This window comes from Methylobacterium platani (assembly GCF_001653715.1).
Classification (GTDB): domain Bacteria; phylum Pseudomonadota; class Alphaproteobacteria; order Rhizobiales; family Beijerinckiaceae; genus Methylobacterium; species Methylobacterium platani.
The window spans coordinates 109,677-130,645 of the sequence record NZ_LWHQ01000008.1 but is presented as its reverse complement, the minus strand read 5'-3'; the positions used below and the strand labels follow the sequence as shown (position 1 = coordinate 130,645).

The window sequence follows — 20,969 nt, the reverse complement described above, 5'->3', positions numbered from 1 at the left end:
AGCTCGTGTCGTGGACCGTGGTTTTATCCAAAGATGTATTCGCAAATTGATCCGATGATGTGTCCCGTGATGTAGAGGGTGATCAAGTTCATCGGAAAGAGAAGGGCATAGGTCGAGAGCCAGCCGACGTCTCTTAGATGCGGGGTCATGCCGATGGCGTCCACAAAGATCATCATTGGTGCAATGGGTAGTTGCAACAAGGCGAACGACCCTTTCGGATCTGTTCGCGCTGCAAGCGCTAACGCAACGCAGAATGTCGTGCTCAAAGTATAGATCGCGCATAGGATTGCGCCGGCATACGATATCGTTGTTGTCGAGCGTGACATTTTTCTGATCGTTCTTCTGTTGTCGCCAGGTCTCGCGACTATGCGGATTTTTCGATCGAACCCGGGATCGACTGTCCGGTTGCTCCGGATTGTCGCGCAGAGTAAGGCCGGAGTCACGGCGATGAAGCTGCGCGAGTGATGCTTTCCGTGAGGCTTGGTGAACCGGAGTGCCGTCCCGGTGTTGACGACGCATCTCTTTCGTACAGACAGGCCGATGCCCAGACCCGCCCTTGTGCCCGCCCTCACGCTCGCTCTCGCCCTCGGCCTGACGACCGCCGTCCAGGCCCAGACCGCCCGGGTGCCCCCGCCGAGCGACGCCGTCGGCGCGCCGGGCCCCGGCACCGGGACGAAGCCGCCCGCCTCGCGCCCGACGCAGAACCTCCCGGGCAATCCGAGCAGCACGTCCGTCCCCGGCACCAATCCGGGCGTCTGGATCGGCGGCAGCCCGACCGCGGGTCCGCCCGGGACCGGCGGCACGGCGGGCGGGCCGGCGGCGGGGAACCGGTGAGCGACATCCGCGAAGGCCGGCTGCGACCGGATCCACACCGGCGGCCGGCGCTCGCGACGATGGGAAGGTGCCCATGCTGACGATCCATCACCTCGGCCGCTCGCAATCCGAGCGCATCCTGTGGCTGTGCGAGGAACTCGGGATCCCGTACGAGCTCAGGCGCTACCGGCGCGACCCGGCCACGATCTTGGCGCCGCCGGAATTGCGCGACCTGCACCCGCTCGGGGCCGCGCCGGTCGTTGAGGATGACGGCGTGGTGCTCGCCGAATCTGCCGCGATCGTCGAGTACCTGATCGCCCGGCATGGCGGCGGTCGCTTGCGGCCCGGGCCGGAGCATCCCGCCTATGCCGAGTTCCTGTACTGGTTCCACTTCGCCAACGGGAACCTGCAGCCGGTCGTCGGCCGGCTGATGATGGTGGGCCGCGTCGGCCTGGGTCCCGACCATCCGGTGCAGGCCGCGGTGCAGGGGCGGCTCGACCGGGTGATGGCGCTCGTCGAGGCGCGGCTCGCCGGGGTGTCCTGGCTGGCGGGCGACGAGTTCACCGCGGCCGACATCATGAGCGTGTTCTCGCTCACCACGATGCGGCTGTTCCAGCCGATCGACCTCGCGCCCTATCCGGCGATCCGCGCCTACCTGCGGCGGATCGGCGAACGCCCCGCCTATCGCCGGGCGATGGCGAAGGGCGATCCGGATCTGGAGCCGATGCTGGCCTGACCGCTCACGCCGCCAGCCATTCCCGCAGCAGCGCGCCCGTCTCGGCCGGCCGCTCCAGCGGCGGCAGGTGGCCGCATTCCGGCAGGACCTCGAGGCGCGAGCCGACGATGCCCTGGTGGATCTCGCGGGCGAGCTCCGGCGGCGTCAGCCGATCGTCGGCGCCGACCGCCACCAGGGTGGGCACCCGGATCGCCGGAAGCAGCGGCCGGCTGTCCGGCCGGTCGAGGATCGCCCGCTGCTGGCGCAGGAAGGCCGCGCCGCCGACCCGCTCGGCCATCGCCTTCACGGCCTCGCCCACCGGTCCGTGCACGTGCGAGGCGTGGACGAGCGTCGGCAGCAGCCGCGTCGTGACGCCGGCGAAGCGCCCGACCTTGAGCTGGTCCATGCCCTGGCGCCGCGTGGCGGCGCGCTCGGCATTCTCCGGCGCGGCGGCGGTGTCGAACAGGGCAAGCCGCGTCACCCGCTCGGGCGCCTGGCGCAGGATCTCGAAGGCGACGTAGCCGCCCATCGACAGGGCGACGAGGCCGAAGCGCGGCGGCGCGGCGGCAAGCGCCCGCCGCGCCATCGCCACGACGCTGTCGTCGAGGGTGAGGTCCGCCACCGACGCGGCGGCCCGGTCGGCGAGCGCGTCGATGGGCGCGCGCCACAGCACCGCGTCGTTGAGGAGCCCGGGCAGGAACAGCAGCGGGGCGAGATCGGTAGTCACGGCCATGGCCGCCCCTATGGCCGGATCGGGCGTCCGGCGCCAGGGGCGGCCGAGGTCCTCAATACGAGCGCGGCATGCCGAGCACGTGCTCGGCGACGTAGGACAGGATCAGGTTCGTCGAGATCGGCGCCACCTGGTAGAGCCGGGTCTCGCGGAACTTGCGCTCGACGTCGTATTCCTCGGCGAAGCCGAACCCGCCGAAGGTCTGGATGCAGGCATTGGCCGCCTCGAACGAGGCGTCGGCGGCGAGCATCTTGGCCATGTTGGCCTCCGCACCCGGGTTCGCCCCGGCCTCGTAGAGGCGCAGGCCCTCCTGCACCATCAGCTCGGCGGCGCGCATGTTGGCGTAGGCCTTGGCGATCGGGAACTGGATGCCCTGGTTCTGGCCGATCGGCCGGCCGAAGACCTGGCGCTCGCGGGCGTAAGCCGAGGCCTTGGCGATGAACCACTTGGCGTCGCCGATGCACTCGGCGGCGATCAGGAGCCGCTCGGCGTTCATGCCCGAGAGGATGTAGCGGAACCCCTTGCCCTCCTCGCCGACCAGGTTCTCGGCCGGCACCTCCATGTTGTCGAAGAAGACCTCGCAGGAATTGTGGTTCATCATCGTGCGGATCGGCCGGATGGTCAGGCCGCGGCCGAGCACCGTGCGCATGTCGACGATGAAAGTCGAGAGCCCGTCGGTCTTCTTCGCCACCTGGTCGCGCGGAGTGGTGCGGGCGAGCAGCAGCATCAGGTCGGAATGCTCGGCCCGGCTGGTCCAGATCTTCTGGCCGTTGACGATGAACTTGTCGCCCTCGCGCCGGGCCGTGGTGCGGAGCGCCGTGGTGTCGGTACCGCTCGTCGGCTCGGTGACGCCGAAGGCCTGGAGCCGCAGGCGGCCGGCGGCGATCTCCGGCAGGTAGCGCTCCTTCTGGGCCGGCGTGCCGTGCCGCAGCACCGTGCCCATCGTGTACATCTGGGCGTGGCAGGCAGCGCCGTTGCAGCCGGAGCGCTGCACCTCCTCCAGGATCGCCGCGGCCGCCGAGAGCGGCAGGCCGGAGCCGCCGTATTCCTCGGGGATCAGCACCGACAGGTAGCCGGATTCGGTCAGCGCGTTCACGAACTCCGTCGGATAGGCGCGGTCGGCGTCGAGGCGGCGCCAGTACTCGTCGGGGAAGCGGGCGCAGAGCTTGGCGACCTCCTCGCGGATCTCCGGGTGCCGGAGGGCGTCGGTCTCGGTCATTCGGGCGTCTCCATCCTGGCGCCGCCCGCATCGGGGCGGCGCATCGTTCAGGACGCGACGCTACACCGATCGCGGCCGCGGGTGGCAGGCCGTCGAGGGACTGCCTGCCACCCGCCGCAGGCTCACGGCGCCGCCGCGGCCGAGCGCGGCGGCGCGAACATCCCGGCCGCCAGGTACCGCTCGACCGCGAGCAACGACCCGGCCGAGGAGAAGTGGCCGGCATCGCCGTACAGGAAGGTCTCGCCGCGGGCATAGGGACAGGTGCCGCCCTCGCACAGCGCCGCGAACGGATCGATGAAGGTCGCGGTGTCGGGCAGGACCGCCCACAGGGTCCGGTTGATGCCCCGCTCCGCGATCGGGTGCCAGCGGCCGGCCTCGTCCGGCGGGTCGTGGCGCTGGTGATAGGCGAGGAAGGCGGGATCGAGCGGGAATTCCGGCGACTGCCCGATCACGTGGACGCGGGCCCCGAGGGCGGTCACCCGGGCGATGGTCTCGTGCAGCAAGGCGGGCATGTCGCGGTCGCGCTGCGAGCCCCAGCGTCCGGCCAGCACCACGTCGCGGATCTTGAGGCGGCGGATCAGCGCGAGGGCGTTGTCGTTGAACGCGCCGCAATGGGGCACGACGTACGAGGCGACGCCGAGGGTCGGGCGGCAGCCCGCCGCGGTGTATTGCAGCAGGTTGCCGGGCAGCTGGTCGGCGTGGCGCATCAGGCCGGGCACGTACTGGGCCGCGAAGCTGTCGCCCCAGAGCAGGACCAGCCCGTCCTTGCCCGCGGTGCGGGTGCAGGCGGCCTGATCCCAGGCCTGCCAGCTCTGGTCGGGGAACAGGAAGCAGGTGCGGTGGTTCCAGGTCTCGGAGCCCGGGACCGACCGGATGCGGAAATCGGGGAAGCGCCCGGGCAGGCCGCCGCTCGCCGCCCCGGCCCAGCCGAGGCCGACCGTCGCGAGCGTGGCGAGGAGGCCGGCGGCGTAGACCGGCCGCAGCCGCGCGCCCGCCGCCGGCCGCCGGAACGGGCGCTCCACGAACCGGAAGGAGAGGGCGGCGAGGACGAGCGTCGCGCCGATGACCGCGATCGACTCGGGCGTGTCGAAGTCCCGTATCAGGGCGATCCGGCCGAGCACGATCAGCGGCCAGTGGACGAGATAGGCCGAGTAGGAGATCAGCCCGATCGCCACCAGGGGGGCGGCCGCGAGCAGGCAGGCGGCCGCGTTCCCCTCCCGGGCCTCGCCGAGGCCGATCAGCAGGGCGGCGCCGAGGCAGGGCGGCACGGCGCCGAGGCCGGGGAAGGGAGTCGCGTCGCTGTAGAGCAGGGTCGGACCCGCGATGCAGGCGAGCCCGGCGAGGCCGGCGGCGCCGCGCACGACCGGCGGCAGCGCGCCCGCCGCGCCGCGCGGCAGCATCGCCAGCAGGGTGCCGAGGAGAAGCTCCCAGGCCCGGGTCGGCAGCAGGTAGAAATTCGCCGTCGGGGCGAAGCGGCCGGCATAGAGGCTCAGGCCGAAGGAGGCGAGGGCGACGAGCGCGACGGGGAGCCAGAGCGGCCGCAGGCGCAGGCGGATCGCCAGCATCAGCGAGACCGGCAGCAGGAAGTAGAACTGCTCCTCGACCGAGAGCGACCAGGTGTGCAGCAGCGGGCGGTAGAGCGCCGCCGCATCGAAGTAGCCGGACGAACGCCAGAAGTAGACGTTGGCCACCGACAGGGCGGAGGCCACGGCGCTCCCGGCGTAATCCTCGAGCTGCGGCGGCAGCAGCAGCCAGTAGGCGGCGAGCGAGGTGAGCGCCAGGGTCGCGACCAGGGCCGGCAGGATGCGCCGGATCCGCCGGGCGTAGAAGGCCGCGAGGGAGATGCCGCCGTGCTCCGCCTCCCGCAGCAGGCCGCGCGTGATGACGTAGCCGGAAATGACGAAGAACACGTCGACCCCGACGAAGCCGCCCGGCATCCACGCGAAGCCGACATGGTAGAACACCACTGCCAGGACGGCGATGGCGCGCAATCCGTCGATGTCGGCTCGATAGGAGGGATGGACCGATCGTCCGTCCGCGCCAGGCTGCATGATCGACCCCTCAGATCGGGACACCGTGTTGCGGGATGCGATCGGACGGCATCGGATGCCGGCTGGGCCGACTGCCAGGGACTGTCCTCATCCGACCGCCGGGGCAGCATAGGAACGGCGCGCCCGGGACACAGCACAGCCTTATTCCGTAGCCGCCCGGCCGGGCGGGCGCCGGAAGGCCGTCTTGAGAGGCCGGGATGGTCGATGAAGCCGACCCGGCCGTGATCGGGTCGTGCGCAGGTGAGGAAGGTCTTCGCGGGCCGGCCCCGCCGTACCGGAAGACCTGGCGCTCCGTCCGCCCCCGGATCGCGAGAGGTCGCGGTCCCGTGGGTGCGTCCCGTCGAGTGGAACGGGGCTGCCCTGCCGGGATCGACGCGCGTCAGTCTTCGCGCGGCGGCGCCGAAGCCCGCCTTCGACATGCGCGATCGCGGGGGCGAGGATCCCGGGATTGGCCGTCACCGGAGGCGTTGCCCGCCTCGGACAGACGCGCGCCGTCGTCGAGGCCCGCGGCGGGACGACACGCCGCCCGGGTGAGGCGCTGCCCGAAAGACGTAGACGTCCCCGAGCGCGCCTCAGAAATCGGCGTGCAGGCGCGTGCCGAAGAAGTTGGTCGGGCCGCGGTCGCGGTTGTAGGCCGGGTTCACCACGAACTGGTAATTGAACGACACCGTCACCGCCTTGGTCAGGCTGAGGGCGTAGTAGGTCTCGACGGCGCGCTCGGTGCCGTAGTTGAGCCGCCCGTCGCCGATCAGCAGGCCGAGGCCCCCGTTGGCGAAGAAGGCGCGGTGCGACGGCGACAGGCCGTTTATCGCCGCACCGATGCCGAGCGTGTCGCTCGGCCGCTCCCAGGCGGTGCCCTTGAGCGAGAGGCCGCCCGAGAGGCTGCGGTCGACGTCGGTGAAGGACAGGCTCTCGTTGCGCCCGTCCGAGACGCTCGCCCGGGCGAACAGGCCGAGATCGGAGGTCAGGGCCTGTTCCAGGTTGACGTAGGCGCCCGTCTTGCGCCGGGGCCGGCGCGTCGCGGCCGCGGCGTCGTTGATGTCGTCGTAGATCCCTGCTTGCGTCAGGTCGACGACCTGGCGGTAATTGGCGGTGTTGCCGACGTTGCTGAACAGGCCGATGCGCAGCTTGCCCGGCTGGTCGAGGCCGGGCAGGACGTGGCGCTCCTCGAACTCGATGTTGGTGCCGGCGCGCTCGAACACCCGCGGGTCGAGCACGTCGTTCGAGGGCTGCTTCGGCACCTGGGTGTAGGCCGCCCGGATGGCGAATTCCGGCCGGTTGTACTCGACCATCACGCCTTGCGTGAAGCCCGGCAGGTTGGCCGGGAAGTCCCAGGCCGAGGAGCCCCAGATCGACCAGTTCATGAAGTCGACGCGGGGATCGTGGGCGTAGACGTTGCCGTCGAAGAAGTCGCCCAGCGCGAACTTGCCGGCGACCACCGAGATCCGCTCGACGTCGCGGGTCATCGCCACCTGGTTGACGCCGTCGGGCACGTCCTCGGTGGCGCCGCCGAGGCCGAAGGTCTGGCGGATGAAGTAGCGGTTGGAACGCAGCTTCGGGAACGGCGCCCCGGCCTTCTGCGCCTCGCCGTTGACGAAGCCGGCGACGCCGAGGGTGCGCGACAGGCCGAAGCCCTGCGAGAATTCCGGGTTGTAGTAGAGCTCGGTGCTGTCGGTCAGCTTCACGCCGAGGAACAGGGTCGCGGTCGTGGTCGACTGGACCTGGTTCGGCACCAGGCTGTTCTCGCCGCGATAGGGCGCGCGGAAGCCCGGCACGCCTTGGCTGACGAAGGTGGTCTGGCCGTGGAACGAGTAGCGCCCGGTGTCGCGGCTCGCCGGCGTGTCCTCGGCCACCTCCGCCGGCAGCCGCAGGCCGCCGGGATACCAGGACAGCCGCGCCATCATCTGGTGCGACGAGAAGGCGACCTCCGTCGAGACCGGGCCGAGGCCCGGCACGGCGCCGAGGCCGAAGCGGCCCGAGCGCCCGAGGTCGACGTAGCGGTAGTCGAGGCCGAGAGCGAGGTTCGGGGTGATGGCGTATTGCACGCCGGCCCCGAGGGTGAAGCCGAGGAAGGAGAGATCCTTGCGCGCCGTCGCCGCCGCGCCGCCGGCGAGGTCCGGATAGGTGGCGAGCACCCGCGCATCGGCGCCGGCGAGGCCGAAGGTGGCGTAGACGAGGTAGCTCTCGAATGCGTAGCCGAGGCGGGCCCTGAGGGCGCCGTAGAGGTCGGTCTTGCCGCGGACCAGGCTGAAGGGCGGATCGACCCCCTCGTAGCCGAACCCGACCGCGTTCGAGGGAACCGGGCGCTTGAGGTTGGCGCCGTAGAGGTCGGCCTCCAGCCCGTAGAGGTAGGGGCCCGCCTGCCAGTTGTAGCCGCCGAACAGCCCGCCCACCGCCGTGGTGGCGGTGCGGCCGGCATCCGAGCGCCGCGTCGAGTCGCCGCTCTGGAAGGCCGGGATCGACTCCCCGCCGACCGTGCTCGGCCCGAAGCGGTAATTGCCGAACGAGGCGCCGGCGCTGCCCTCGATCCCCAGATAGGGGCCCGACCAGTCGACGTATCCGGGCGCGTCCGCGGCGGGCGCGGGGGCGGGAGGGCGCAGGTCGGCCGCCGCCGCCATGCCGGCGCACAGGCCGAGCGCCACCCCGATTCCCGCTCCACTCGTCCGCCGCATCGCCGCATCCCCTGCCGTTCCGGCCGCCAGGTATAGCCAATGCTATATTCCTGGCAACCGGCCACGCTCGCCCGGGCGAGGGGTCCACGGTTTCCGTGACGCTATTGTCACGGATGCCGCCCGCGGCGGGCTTTTTTCAGCCCTGCAGCAGCCCGCGGGCGGCGAGGTTGCGCATCAGCGCGGCGGCACCGAAGGTCCAGGGCTCGCAATCCTGGCAGTGGCGCATGCGGTTCACCAGCGCGCCGAGGCCCGGGCTGCGGATCGTCACCCGGTCGCCGACCTTGTGGGTGAAGCCCTGGCCCGGCGCGCCCCGGTCCTCGACCGGCGCGAACATGGTGCCGAGGAACAGCACCGCGCCGTCGGGATACTGGTGGGTCCCGCCCATCATGGCGGCGACGAGGTCGGCCGGGTCGCGGCTGATCTCGGAGAGCGGCGAGGTGCCCGACAGCCGGAACCCGTCCTCGCCGACGACCTCCAGGCTCACCACGGCGCGGCGCACGTGATCGAGGGAGAAGCCGGCATCGAACAGGCGCAGGAACGGCCCGAGGGCGCAGGAGGCGGCGTTGTCCTTGGCCTTGCCCAGCAGCAGGGCCGAGCGGCCCTCGAAGTCGCGCAGGTTGACGTCGTTGCCGAGCGTCGCCCCGACGATGCGCTGGTCGGAGGCGACCACCAGGGCCACCTCGGGCTCCGGGTTGTTCCACTGCGAGCCCGGATGCAGGCCGGCCTCCTGGCCGCAGCCGACCGAGGAGAGGGGCTGGGCCTTGGTGAAGATCTCGGCGTCGGGGCCGATGCCGACCTCGAGGTACTGGCTCCAGGCGCCCTGCGCCACCAGCACCGCCTTCAGGGCCATCGCCTCGGGCGAGCCGGGCTTCAGGCGCCGCAGGTCGTCGCCGACGAGGCGCCCGACCTCGGTACGGATCGCCGCCGCGGCATCCGGGTTGCCGCGGGCCCGCTCCTCGATCACCCGCTCCAGCATCGAGACCGCGAAGGTGACGCCGGCGGCCTTGACCGCCTGGAGGTCGACCGGCGCGAGGAGCCAGGGCTTCGACGGATCGCGGGTGTCCGGGGGCGTGTTGGCGAGCATCGCGTCGAGCGTGCCGACCGTCTCGCCCGCGGCCTGCCGCAGGGCGGCGGCCGGATCGGGCGTCTCGCACAGGTCGCGCATGGTCGGGAAGGCGCGGGTGACGTCGACGAGTTCCGGCGCCCCGGTCGCGCCCGGCCGCACCGCGACGACGCTCGGCCCGTTCAGCTCCGGGCGCCAGATCCGGCCGGCCAGCGCCCCGGCACAGCCGTCCTCCGGCAGGACGGCGCGGGCATCGTAGGCGTCGAGAATCGGCTGCATGGGGTCGGGTCTCCTCCCGGCCGGCGCCCGTTCGGCGGGTGCGCGGCACGGGCAGAGACCTAGATCCGCCTCCCGGGCGGCGCAACTCTCAGGCGGCGCAACTCTCAGGCGGCATCGGGGCGGGAGGCCAGGGCCTGCCGGAGCGCCTGGTCGGCGGGGGCCGGGCGGCCGAGATGGTAGCCCTGCAGGAACGGGCAGCCCAGGGCCCGCAGGGCCGCGAGGTCGTCGGCGGTCTCGATGCCCTCGGCGACCACCTCGAGGCCGAGCGCCCGGCCGAGGCCGAGCACGGCCTGGACCAGCCCGCGCTTGTCGTCGGAGGCCGACAGGCCGGTGACGAGGCTGCGGTCGATCTTGACCCGGCCGGCCCGCAGCTGGCGCAGGCTCGCCAGCGACGAGTAGCCGATGCCGAAATCGTCGAGCGCGACGCGGATCCCGGCACGGGCGAGGGCGGCGAGCTTGTCCTGCACCGCCTCGATGTCGAGGGCGGTCTCCTCGGTGATCTCGATCTCGAGGAGGGCGGCAGGCAGGCCGAGCGCCCGCAGGCGCTCCAGCACGATCTCGTCGACCGGGACCTGCGCCATCTCCCGCGGCGAGACGTTCATCGCCACCCGGACGTCGGCGACGCCGCCGGCCCGCAGGGCCAGCATCGCGCCGCAGACCTGCTCGAGGATGAAGCGCAGGAGCGATTCGGTCAGCCCGGCCCGGGCGGCGGCGGCGACGATCTCGCCCGGCGGGATCCAGCCGTGGACCGGGTGGTTCCAGCGCACCAGGGCCTCGAGGCCGGCGACGCGCCCGCCGCCCTCGCCGAAGATCGGCTGGAACCAGACCGCGAGGCCGTTCTCGGCGAGCGCGTGCGAGAGGTCGCGCTCGCTGTCGCGGCGCATCTCCAGGCGGCCGCGCAGGCCCTCGTCGAAGATCCGGAAGCGGTTCCGCCCGGCGGCCTTGGCGGCGTAGAGCGCCTCGTCGGCGCAGCTGAGCATCTGGGTCAGGCTCGGCCCGTGGGCGTGGCACAGGCCGATACTGACGCCGAGGCGGCCGGCATCGAAGCTCTCGAACGGCTCGACGATCGCCGCGATCAGGCCCGCCGCCAGATCCGCGGGCGAGAGGTCCGCCGGCGGCAGGCCGCCCGCCGGATCGTACAGGACCGCGAACTCGTCGCCGCCGAAGCGGGCCGCGAGAGCCCCCGGCGGCAAAGTCCGGCGCAGGCGGCGCGCCACCTCGACCAGCACCCGGTCGCCGGTCGAGTGGCCGTAGACGTCGTTGACCGACTTGAAGCCGTCGAGGTCGAGCAGCATCAGGCAGGGGGCCGGCCCGGGCCGTGCGATCCGCGCCTCCGCGCCCTGCGCGAATCCGGCGCGGTTCAGCAGCCCGGTGAGGGCGTCGTGGGTGGCGCGGCGGCGCATCTCCTCGGCCAGCGCCGAGGCCTCCTCGTGCGCCTCCTGGCGCGCCCGCGCCAGCGCGGTGGCCTCGTTCTTCAGCCGCGAGGTGCGGCGGAAGCCCCGCTCGGTCTCGACCGCCGCTCGCAGGAGCGCGGCGAGGTAGAGCACCACCGTGACGGCGAGGCAGGCCCGGTCGAAGCCGCCGGCGACGGTCAGGCAGGCCGCCGCCGTCAGGAGCGGGGGCGCGATGAAGCAGGCGGGGATCGCCGCGTAGGCCATGCCGTGGGTGACGGAGCCCGCGGTGATGCCGCAGACGACGATGAGGTAGAACAGGGTCTGGGGCGCGGTGTAGCCGTCGCACAGGATCGCCACCAGGGCCCAGACGATGCCCGAGGTCAGCGCCGCCAGGGTGGCGAGGGCGAGATGCCGGTCGACTGAGCGGGCGGCGGCCTGCGCCGTCTCGGGAGACGGGGTTTCGGGGATGGCGAGGCCGGCGCAGGGCGCCCGGCACAGGCCGAGCCGCACGAGGTTGACGGCCGAGGAGACCGCGAACCAGGCGAGCCCGGTGCGCCAGGACCCGGCCTGCGCCGCCACCAGGGCACCGGTGGCGCCGAGGATCGCGTTGACCGGCAGCGCCTGCTGCACGCTGAGGCGCACGGCCTCGAGCTGGTCGCGCCGGATCGAGGCGCGGAGATCCGGGCCGTCGCTCGTGGCCGGCATGCCCGCGGGAGACATGTCGAACCCTGCGTCGTGGTTGCCTGGTCCTGACATGTCACCTCGGTGGCCGGCCTCGCTCTCGTAGCAGCCGCGGGTAAAGAATCGTTGACGCGGGCCAGGGTCGCCCGTGCGGGCCGGTCCCGTCAATCGCTGTCGTCGCGGAACGCCGGCCGAGCCTGGCTGTTACTCTTTCCGTCGACATCGATCTCCCGGTCGGGCGGAGGAACAGCATGCGGAACGTGGCGAAGGTGGCGGTCGTGGCGGCGATGACCGTGATGGGCGCGGGCGCGGCGCAGGCCAAGGGCTGCATCAAGGGCGCGATCATCGGCGGCATCGCCGGGCACTACCTCGCCGAGCGCGGCGTCGTCGGTGCCGTGGCGGGCTGCCTCGCCGGGCGGGCGCTGGCCAAGCGGCGCGCCCAGCGCGACGTCGATTACGGCGCACGGGTGCGCCCGCGCGACGGCTACGGCTACGGCGCCGGCCGGAGCTACTGAGGCACGGTCCGGGTCCCGCGACCCCGTCCCGGGTTCCACCGCGGCGGAACCCGGGCCCACGCGGCGATCGGTCTCGTGCCGGTCGCTCCCGCCGCTCCATCTGATCTCGGCATCCGTCACGCTCGATCCGGGTGCGCATGGCCGTCTTCTTCACCGCCGACACGCATTTCGGCGATCGTCACATCCTGCGCCAGCGCGGCCGTCTGTTCGCCTCGCTGGCCGAGCACGACGAGACCCTGGTGGCGAACTGGAACGCCGTCGTCGGGGTCGAGGACGAGGTCTGGCACGTCGGCGATTTCGCCGCGCATGCCGAGCGCGCCCATTGCGCGGCGATCTTCGCGCGCCTCAACGGCGTCAAGCGCCTCGTGCGCGGCAACCACGACAGCAACCGCGTGCTCGAGCTGCCCTGGGCCGACCCGCCGGTCGAGAGCGCCCGCATCACCCTGAGGGAGGACGGCCGCGAGTGGCGGCTGTTCCTGGCGCATTACGCCCACCGGGCCTGGCCCGGCCTGTGGCGCGGCACCCGCCACCTCTACGGCCATACCCACGGCACCCTGCCGGACACGACCCGCTCCTGCGACGTCGGGGTCGATGCCTGGGACTACCGCCCGGTGCGGCTCCCGGCACTCGCGGCGCGCCAGGACGCGGCGACCCTGGTGCCGGAGGAGTTGGCGCGGGACCGGGCCGGAGACGACGGGGTGACGGAGAGCGCCGCCCGCGAGGCGGGCGGCGCGTGAGCCGCGCTCAGCCGCCGATGTTGTAGGCGGCGAGCGCCGCCATGTTGACGATGTCGGAATCGGTCGCGCCGAGCGGGACGATCTGCACCGCCTTGTCGAGGCCGACGATCAGCGGCCCGAGCACCTGGGCGCCGCCGAGCTCCTGCAGTATCTTGGTGGAGATCGCCGCCGAGTGGAAGGCCGGCATCACCAGCACGTTGGCCGGCTGCTTGAGGCGGCTGAACGGGTACTGGGCGAGCAGGTCCTTGTTGAGCGCGACGTCGGCCGCCATCTCGCCGTCATACTCGAAGTCGACCCGCATCCCGTCGAGGATCCGCACCGCCTCCTGCACCTTCTCGGCCCGCTCGGCCTTGGGGAAGCCGAAGGTCGAGAACGACAGCATCGCCACCCGCGGCTCGTAGCCGAGGCGGCGCGCCACGCCGGCCGCCTCGATGGCGATGCCGGCCAGTTCCTCGGCGCTCGGCATCTCGTGGATCGCCGTGTCGGCCACCAGCACCACCCGGCCGCGGGCGAGGCAGAGCGAGACGCCGATCACCCGGTGGCCGGGCTTGTGGTCGATGACCCGGCGCACGTCTTCCAGCGCGATCGAGTAGTTGCGGGTGGTGCCGGTCACCATCGCGTCGGCGTCGCCGAGCGCGACCATCGAGGCCGCGAAGTGGTTGCGGTCCTGGTTGATCAGGCGCTGGCAGTCGCGGAACAGGAAGCCCTTGCGCTGCATCCTTGCGTAGAGGAACTGCGCGTAGACGCTGTTGCGGTCGGACTTCGCCGCGTTGTGGATCTCGATGTTGTCGCGGCCCGAGAGGTCGATGCCGGCGGCCTCGGCATTGGCCATCACCCGGTCCTCGCGGCCGACCAGGATCGCGGTGCCGAGCCCCTGGTTGACGAAGGAGATCGCGGCGCGGATCACCACCTCCTCCTCGCCCTCGGCGAAGACCACGCGCTTGGGGAACTTGCGCACCCGCTCGAACACCCGGTTCAGCGTCCCGGCGACGGGGTCGCGCCGGGCCGAGAGCTGGGCCCGGTAGCGCTCCATGTGGTCGATGGGCTTGCGGGCGACGCCGGTCTCCATCGCGGCCTTGGCCACCGCCGGCGGGATGGTGTGGATGAGCCGCGGGTCGAACGGCACCGGGATGATGTATTCGCGCCCGAAGCGCGGCCGCGTGCCCTGGTAGGCCGCCGCGACCTCGTCCGGCACGTCCTCGCGGGCGAGCGCCGCCAGCGCCTCGGCCGCCGCGATCTTCATCTCCATGTTGATCGTGGTCGCGTGCACGTCGAGGGCGCCCCGGAAGATGTAGGGGAAGCCGAGCACGTTGTTGACCTGGTTCGGGTAGTCCGAGCGCCCGGTCGCCACGATGGCGTCGTCGCGGACCTGCGCCACCTCCTCGGGGGTGATCTCAGGGTTCGGGTTCGCCATCGCGAAGATGATCGGTTGCGGCGCCATCGAGGCGATCATCTCGGGGGTGAAGGCGCCCTTCACCGAGAGGCCGAACGCGATGTCGGCGCCCTCCATCGCCTCTTCGAGGGTGCGCTTCGTGGTCGCGACCGCGTGGGCCGACTTCCACTGGTTCATGCCCTCGGTGCGGCCCTGGAACACCACGCCCTTGGTGTCGCACAGGATCACGTTCTCGGAGCGGAAGCCGAGCGCCTTGACGAGCTCGATGCAGGCGATGCCGGCCGCACCCGCGCCGTTGACGACGAGCGTCGCCTCCGCGATGTCGCGGCCGGTCAGGTGGAGGGCGTTGATGATGCCCGCCGCCGAGATGATCGCGGTGCCGTGCTGGTCGTCGTGGAAGACCGGGATGTCCATCAGTTCCCGCAGGCGCTCCTCGATGATGAAGCACTCGGGGGCCTTGATGTCCTCCAGGTTGATGCCGCCGAAGGTGGGGCCGAGGTAGCGCACGCAGTTGATGAACGCCTCGGCATCTTCCGTTCCGACCTCGAGGTCGAAGGAATCGATGTCGGCGAAGCGCTTGAACAGGACCGCCTTGCCCTCCATCACGGGCTTGGACGCCAGCGCGCCGCGGTTGCCGAGGCCCAGGATCGCGGTGCCGTTCGAGATCACCGCCACGAGGTTGCCCTTGGCGGTGTAGTCGTAGGCGAGCGCGGGATCGTCCGCGATGGCGAGAACCGGCACGGCGACGCCGGGCGAGTAGGCGAGCGACAGGTCGCGCTGCGTCGCCATCGGCTTCGTCGCCACCACCTCCAGCTTGCCGGGGCGGCCCTGCTGGTGGAACTGCAGCGCCTCCTGGTCGGTGAAGGTCGGGCGCTTGCCGCGGGTGACGGGGCGGGACTCGCTCATGCCAGGCTCTTCTTTCAACGACAGGATCACGCGGACGGGCGGGACACGTCCCCTACGGCCATGACCCCTTAGGGCCATGACCGGGCCGGCTCAAGCGGTGCTGCGGCGCCGACGCCGGCCGGCACGACATTTCAGCCGGGGACGACGATCCCCATCATCCCCGTTGTGCCGGTCTGGAGCGTGGCCGCACACCTCTGTTAGTCTGGCAGACCACTTCGCCGCGGACCCGACGACAGCCCCCGATCTCATGACGATGGACAGCGACACCGGCCGCCGCCTGCGCGACGAGGCTTACGAGCCGACCGACGAGGCGCCCGTAGCCCCCGCCCGCACCCGCCGGGCCGCCGCCGCCGACGACGAGGCCAAGGTCTCGCCGATGATGGCGCAGTACATCGAGATCAAGGCCGCCAATCCCGATTCCCTGCTGTTCTACCGCATGGGGGATTTCTACGAGCTGTTCTTCGAGGACGCCGAGACCGCCTCGCGGGCCTTGGGCATCGTGCTCACCCGCCGGGGCAAGCATGCGGGTGCCGACATCCCGATGTGCGGCGTGCCGGTCGAGCGCTCGGACGACTACCTCCAGCGCCTGATCGGGCTCGGCCACCGGGTCGCGGTCTGCGAGCAGACCGAGGATCCGGCGGAGGCCAAGAAGCGCGGCTCGAAATCGGTGGTGCGGCGCGAGGTCGTGCGCCTCGTCACGCCCGGCACCATCACGGAAGACCGCCTGCTCGATCCCGGCCGGGCCAACGTGCTGCTGGCGCTCGCCCGCCGCCGCGCGTCGGACTCGGCCTGGTGCTACGGCCTGGCCGCCGTCGACATCTCGACCGGGCGTTTCTCCCTCGGCGAGGTCGACGGCGCCGGGCTCGCCGCCGAGATCGCCCGGCTCGACCCGCGCGAGATCGTGATGGGCGACGCCATCCACCAGGATCCCGACCTCTCCCGCCTGTGGCGCGACACCAGGGCCGCCGTCACCCCGGTCGGCCGCGGCGACGTCGATCCGGCCTCGGCCGAGCGGGCCTTGAAGGAGCAGTTCGGCGTCCAGACCCTCGACGGCTTCGGGACGTTCAGCCGGGTCGAGGTCGCGGCGGCGGGCGCGGTGCTGCACTACATCGCCCGCACCCAGCTCGGCGCCAAGGTGACCTTGAGCCCGCCGGCCCGCCAGGCGGCGGGCGCGAGCCTGATGATCGATGCGGCGACGCGCCAGAACCTCGAACTCACCCGCACCCTCTCGGGCGAGCGCCCGGGCAGCCTGCTCGCCGCCATCGACCGCACCGTCGGCGGCGCCGGCGCGCGGCTCCTCGCCGAGCGGCTCGCCGGTCCCTCGACCGACCTCGCGCTGATCCGCCGCCGCCACGACGCGGTCGAGTTCCTGGTGGCCGAGGGCGCCCTGCGGGCCGAGCTCCGGGCCGAGCTGGCGCGGGCCCCCGACATGGCCCGGGCCCTGTCGCGGATCTCCCTCGGCCGCGCCGGCCCCCGCGACCTCGCCGCGCTCCGCGACGGGCTGCTCGCCGCCCGCGGCATCGCGACGGCGCTCGCCGGGGCCGGCGCGCTGCCGGGCGAGATCGGCAAGGCCGCCCGCATCCTCGCCGGGTTCGACGAGGCGCTCGCCGACGACCTCGCCGCTTCGCTCGGCGACGACCTGCCGCTCCAGCGCCGCGACGGCGGCTTCGTGCGCGAGGGCTACCGGGCGGAACTCGACGAGACCCGCACCCTCCAGCGCGATTCGCGCCAGGTCGTGGCCGGGCTGCAGGCCCGCTACGCCACGGACACCGGCTGCCGGACGCTCCGGATCAAGCACAACAACCTGCTCGGCTACTTCATCGAGGTGCCGCAGGCCTTCGGCGAGACCCTGCTCAAGGATCCCTGGCGCGCCACCTTCGTCCACCGCCAGACCATGGTGGACGCGATGCGCTTCACCAGCGTCGAGCTGGGTGAGCTGGAGACGAAGATCGCCAACGCCGCCGGCCGCGGGCTCGCCCTCGAGCTCGAGATCTTCGAGAGCCTGTCACGCGCCGTGATGGCGGAATCGGATTCGATCGTGGCGGCGGCGGGCGCGCTCGCGGCGCTGGACGTGGCGGCCTCACATGCGGAGCTCGCCGTCGAGCTGAACTGGACCCGGCCGGTCGTCGACGACGGCCTCGCCTTCCGGATCGAGGGCGGGCGCCATCCCGTCGTCGAGGCGGCCCTGACCAGGGCGGGCGAAGCGTTCATCGCCAATGCCTGCGACCTCTCCGGCGACAAGGCCGGCCGGATCCTCCTCGTCACCGGCCCGAACATGGGCGGCAAGTCGACCTTCCTGCGCCAGAACGCGCTCATCGCGGTACTGGCGCAGATGGGCGCCTTCGTGCCGGCGGCCAACGCCCATCTCGGCCTCGTCGACCGGCTGTTCTCCCGGGTCGGGGCCGCCGACGACCTGGCGCGGGGCCACTCCACCTTCATGGTCGAGATGGTCGAGACCGCCGCGATCCTCAACCAGGCGACGCGCCGCTCCCTCGTCGTGCTCGACGAGATCGGGCGGGGCACCGCGACCTTCGACGGCCTCTCGATCGCCTGGGCCTGCCTCGAGCACCTGCACGGCGCGAACGGCTGCCGGGCCCTGTTCGCCACCCACTTCCACGAGCTGACGGGCCTCGCTCAGCGCCTGGAGCGGCTCTCCAACGCCACCCTCAAGGTGACGGAGTGGAAGGGCGACGTGGTCTTCCTGCACGAGGTCGTGCCCGGCGCCGCCGACCGCTCCTACGGCCTCCAGGTCGCGCGGCTCGCCGGCCTGCCCGCCCCGGTGATCGCCCGCGCCAAGGCCCTGCTCGCCGAGCTGGAGCGGGGGGAGGGCGGTCCCGGACGGCGGAAGGCGCCCGCCGAGCTGCCGCTCTTCTCCGCGATGCCGGCCGCTCCCCCGCCGCCGGCTCCGCCGGTCGAGAGGCCCGACCCGGTCGGCCGGCTCCTCGACGGGCTGGACCCGGATGCGTTGAGCCCGCGGGAGGCGCTCGACGCGCTCTACCGGCTCAAGGCGGCGCGGACGGAGGGGTGACGCGGCGTCCGATCGGCGCACTCGCCGGAGCCCGTGGAACGGGCCCGGCACGGTGGTCGACCGCCGCGCCCGAGGTCCGAACTGCCGGCGCGCGGCGGCCCGCCGTCTAGGATTGCGGCGCGTTCTTGTTCAAGGCCTCGGCCATCCAGCCGTACCAGTCGATCGCCTGGCTGTGATCGTTGGGGCGAAGCTTGGCGATCGCACGCTTGGCCTCGTCGCCGACGGCGACGCGGACGCCCAGGATGTTCGGCAGGATCTTTCTCGGCACCATGATCGTACGCTGCAATTCCCAGTCGGTGACCAGCGCCCCGGTCGGGCGGCCTTGACTGCCTGAAATGTTTTTCTCGATCAGGCGGTTGATCCCCGTCACGCTGATCGTCTGACTGGAGGGAATGGTGCAGTGGACGAGGCTGAACACCACGTTGTTGGTGTCGGATTTGTAGTCGAAGGCGATGCTGCAGCGAGGCGCCCAGCCGCCGGTCTCGATGCCGGTTTCCTGCTGGAACTCCCTGAGCGCGGCCGTGATCGCGTTCTCCCCGGGCTCGACTTTGCCGCCCGGGAAGCACCATTGTCCCGCTTGGTTGACGAGTTGCCTATCGCGAATCATGCCGTCCCAGAAGCTGCAGAACTCCTGCTTCTGGGCGACCACGAAATCACCGTCACCGTCTGAGAGCGCTAAATAGGCTTGCATGTTCCGCCACCATCGCAGTATTGAGAAATCATTGCGTAATCGTAGTCTTGCATGAAATTTACATCATGATATCGAGGGCAGTCTCATGCCGGTGTCGACATATGTCTGCAGCAATTCTGCATTATAGCCAAAAATATCAATGCCGATAGTCATATGTCGCCTCCATTTCCACCGCGTCAGGTGATTTGATTCGGAGTCGATTGTCAATTCATCACGGTATCAAAAGCAGACAAGACGACCGCTCGCCAATTCAACATTGCATGATTGTTTTAATTTTGGAAAAAATCATTTCCGAAACTGGAAAATGGATCGTCCGGCGCCCGGCCGGATGACGGGTCGCGGCCTCGCTCCGGCCTGTGGAGCGCCGCCGGTGCGCTCCGGTCACGCGATGCCCGCGAAAGCTCGCCCGGCTGTCGGATCCGTCACGCGGGACGAGGTGGCGCCGGGACCCGGAAGGCCGGTCCGGCCGGATCGTGGTCAGGGCGTGCCGGAAGCCGGCCCCCGCGCCATCACCACCCCGTCCGGCGGCTCCGTCGGCACGCCGCCGTGATAGCGCCCCGCGACATAGGCGAGGGCCGCCCGGATCACCCGCTCGGAATAGGGCTTGGCGATGATCCCGGCGGCCCCGGCGAAATCCGCCGGGACGCGCTTGGCGTTGGCGGTGGTGAACAGCACCGTGGTCCCCGGCTGCGCGCTCAGCGCCTGGGCCACCGCGACGCCGGTCGGGCCGTCGGCGAGATGGATGTCGACGAGGGCGACGTCGGGTGCGAGGTCGCGGGCGAGGGCGATCGCCTCGCCCGAGCGGGTCGCGACCCCGACCGGCACGTGGCCGGCCTCCTCCAGCAGGCATTCGAGCTCGAGGGCGATGAACACCTCGTCCTCGACGATCAGGACCCGCAGGCCGCCCGCGTTCAAAGGCCCTGTCCCGGGGCCTGTCCCGCCGTCGCGGCGAGCGGCGGGACGAGCGGCAGGACGACCCGCGCCCGCGTGCCGGGTTCCAGGTCCTCGAAGGTCAGGCTGCCGCGCAGCTGGCGCACCAGCATGCCGGCGAGGTCGCGGCCGAAGCCTTCCGGGTTGTCGGATTGCGCGGGCAGGCCGATCCCGTCGTCGCTGACCTCGAGGATCAGGCCCTCGCCCTCGGCCCGCGCCGTGATGGCGACCCGGCCGCGGCGATCTCCCGGAAAGGCGTGCCGGACCGCGTTGACGGAGAGTTCGTGCACCAGGAGCGCCAGGGGCGCGGCCATTGAGGCCGGGACCGCCACCGCCTCGACGTCGATCGCGAGGGCGATCCGGTCGGGGTCGATGCCGGCCTCGAGCTCGGCCGCGAACTCGTCGGCGAAGTCGCGCAGGTCGAAGCGGGCGACGTCGCTCAGCGCGTAGAGCAGGCGGTGGACGGTGGCGAGCGCCCCGATGCGGTCGGCCATGCTGCGCAGCACGTCGCGGCAGGCGGCGTCGCGGGCGCGCCGCGCCTTGAGCAGCACCAGCGAGGAGATGACCTGCAGGTTGTTCTTCACCCGGTGGTCGACCTCGTGCAGCAGGGCGGTCTGCTGGTCGAGGGCGGTCTGGAGTGCCCGGTTGCGCGCCTCGAGGTCCTGGGCGAGCCCGTCCTTCTCCCGCGCCAGCGCCCGCTCGGCCTGGCGGGTCCGGGTGACGTCGCTCAGGACCGCGAAGTAGGAGCGCACGGCCCCGGTCTCGTCGCGCACCGGGGTGAGCGTCATGGCGTTCCAGAACGGGCGGCCGTCCTTGCGGTAGTTCAGGATGTCGACCTGCAGCGGCTCGCCCGCCGCCACCGCCTCGCGCACCCGGGCGATGGCGGCGGGATCGGTGTCGGGCCCCTGGAGGAAGCGGCAGTTGCGGCCGAGCACCTCTTCCGGCGCGTAGCCGGTGAGGCGGCAGAAGGCCGGGTTGGCGAAGACGATCGGATTGTCGGGCCGGCGCGGGTCGGTCATGACCATCGGCGCCGCGCTCGCCCGGAAGGCGGCCAGGAACGGCTCATCGGCCGCGGGCGCGGTCTTCGTCGTCTCGGCCAGCCCTGGAGCGTCCAACCCGAACATCCGCCCTCGCAAATGGACGGCCCCGCCG

15 protein-coding genes are annotated in these 20,969 nt (G+C 71.7%); 5 read left to right on the top strand and 10 right to left on the bottom strand.

The features are described from left to right. The first annotated feature begins 540 nt into the window (after window positions 1–540). The gene (locus A5481_RS04015) at window positions 541–834 is read left to right on the top strand and encodes a hypothetical protein (protein WP_048432396.1); all 294 of its coding nucleotides are present in this window, start codon (window positions 541–543) and stop codon (window positions 832–834) included. Window positions 835–907: 73 nt separating this feature from the next. Next, window positions 908–1,549, top strand: a complete 642-nt coding sequence (locus A5481_RS04010; RefSeq protein WP_048432397.1) for a glutathione S-transferase family protein — start codon at window positions 908–910, stop codon at window positions 1,547–1,549. A gap of 4 nt (window positions 1,550–1,553) precedes the next feature. On the opposite strand, the gene A5481_RS04005 is transcribed toward A5481_RS04010, so the two are convergent. The 6 genes from A5481_RS04005 to A5481_RS03980 all read right to left on the bottom strand — a co-directional run bounded on the left by A5481_RS04005 (window position 1,554) and on the right by A5481_RS03980 (window position 11,641). Further along, window positions 1,554–2,261 (bottom strand): alpha/beta fold hydrolase, encoded by a 708-nt coding sequence (locus tag A5481_RS04005; protein WP_048432398.1) that lies wholly within the window; start codon window positions 2,259–2,261, stop codon window positions 1,554–1,556. A 52-nt stretch (window positions 2,262–2,313) separates the two neighbouring features. Beyond that, the gene (locus A5481_RS04000; protein WP_048432399.1) at window positions 2,314–3,477 is read right to left on the bottom strand and encodes an acyl-CoA dehydrogenase family protein; all 1,164 of its coding nucleotides are present in this window, start codon (window positions 3,475–3,477) and stop codon (window positions 2,314–2,316) included. Window positions 3,478–3,599: 122 nt separating this feature from the next. Continuing rightward, window positions 3,600–5,528 (bottom strand): acyltransferase family protein, encoded by a 1,929-nt coding sequence (locus tag A5481_RS03995; RefSeq protein ID WP_048432400.1) that lies wholly within the window; start codon window positions 5,526–5,528, stop codon window positions 3,600–3,602. Window positions 5,529–6,100: 572 nt separating this feature from the next. After that, window positions 6,101–8,200 (bottom strand): carbohydrate porin, encoded by a 2,100-nt coding sequence (locus A5481_RS03990; protein WP_048432401.1) that lies wholly within the window; start codon window positions 8,198–8,200, stop codon window positions 6,101–6,103. 136 nt (window positions 8,201–8,336) lie between these two features. Continuing rightward, window positions 8,337–9,542: a fumarylacetoacetate hydrolase family protein gene (locus A5481_RS03985; protein ID WP_048432402.1), complete on the bottom strand. Its 1,206-nt coding sequence runs from the start codon at window positions 9,540–9,542 to the stop codon at window positions 8,337–8,339. Between the two features lie 104 nt (window positions 9,543–9,646). Then, complete coding sequence (locus A5481_RS03980) at window positions 9,647–11,641, bottom strand: putative bifunctional diguanylate cyclase/phosphodiesterase (RefSeq protein ID WP_048432403.1); 1,995 nt, start codon at window positions 11,639–11,641, stop codon at window positions 9,647–9,649. 227 nt (window positions 11,642–11,868) lie between these two features. On the opposite strand from A5481_RS03980, the gene A5481_RS03975 reads away from it, so the two are divergent. Both A5481_RS03975 and A5481_RS03970 read left to right on the top strand, forming a co-directional pair. Further along, window positions 11,869–12,132, top strand: coding sequence for a hypothetical protein (locus A5481_RS03975; protein WP_048432404.1), 264 nt, complete (start codon window positions 11,869–11,871; stop codon window positions 12,130–12,132). Window positions 12,133–12,269: 137 nt separating this feature from the next. After that, window positions 12,270–12,869, top strand: a complete 600-nt coding sequence (locus A5481_RS03970; protein ID WP_048432405.1) for a metallophosphoesterase — start codon at window positions 12,270–12,272, stop codon at window positions 12,867–12,869. Window positions 12,870–12,876: 7 nt separating this feature from the next. Here A5481_RS03970 and A5481_RS03965 read toward each other — a convergent pair whose 3' ends face one another. Continuing rightward, the gene (locus A5481_RS03965) at window positions 12,877–15,168 is read right to left on the bottom strand and encodes an NADP-dependent malic enzyme (protein WP_048432406.1); all 2,292 of its coding nucleotides are present in this window, start codon (window positions 15,166–15,168) and stop codon (window positions 12,877–12,879) included. Window positions 15,169–15,415: 247 nt separating this feature from the next. On the opposite strand from A5481_RS03965, the gene mutS reads away from it, so the two are divergent. Next, window positions 15,416–18,196, top strand: coding sequence for a DNA mismatch repair protein MutS (gene mutS / locus A5481_RS03960; protein WP_082172964.1), 2,781 nt, complete (start codon window positions 15,416–15,418; stop codon window positions 18,194–18,196). Between the two features lie 106 nt (window positions 18,197–18,302). Here the strand turns inward: mutS and A5481_RS03955 are convergent, their stop codons facing one another. From A5481_RS03955 to A5481_RS03945, 3 genes are all read right to left on the bottom strand, one after another. Further along, the gene (locus A5481_RS03955; RefSeq protein ID WP_053082249.1) at window positions 18,303–18,887 is read right to left on the bottom strand and encodes an NUDIX domain-containing protein; all 585 of its coding nucleotides are present in this window, start codon (window positions 18,885–18,887) and stop codon (window positions 18,303–18,305) included. A gap of 477 nt (window positions 18,888–19,364) precedes the next feature. Next, window positions 19,365–19,802 (bottom strand): response regulator, encoded by a 438-nt coding sequence (locus A5481_RS03950; RefSeq protein WP_048432407.1) that lies wholly within the window; start codon window positions 19,800–19,802, stop codon window positions 19,365–19,367. Then, a complete protein-coding gene (locus A5481_RS03945; protein ID WP_048432408.1) occupies window positions 19,799–20,941 on the bottom strand; it encodes a PAS domain-containing protein in 1,143 nt (380 codons plus the stop codon). Before A5481_RS03945 ends, A5481_RS03950 begins: the two co-directional genes overlap by 4 nt. Window positions 20,942–20,969: the final 28 nt, after the last annotated feature.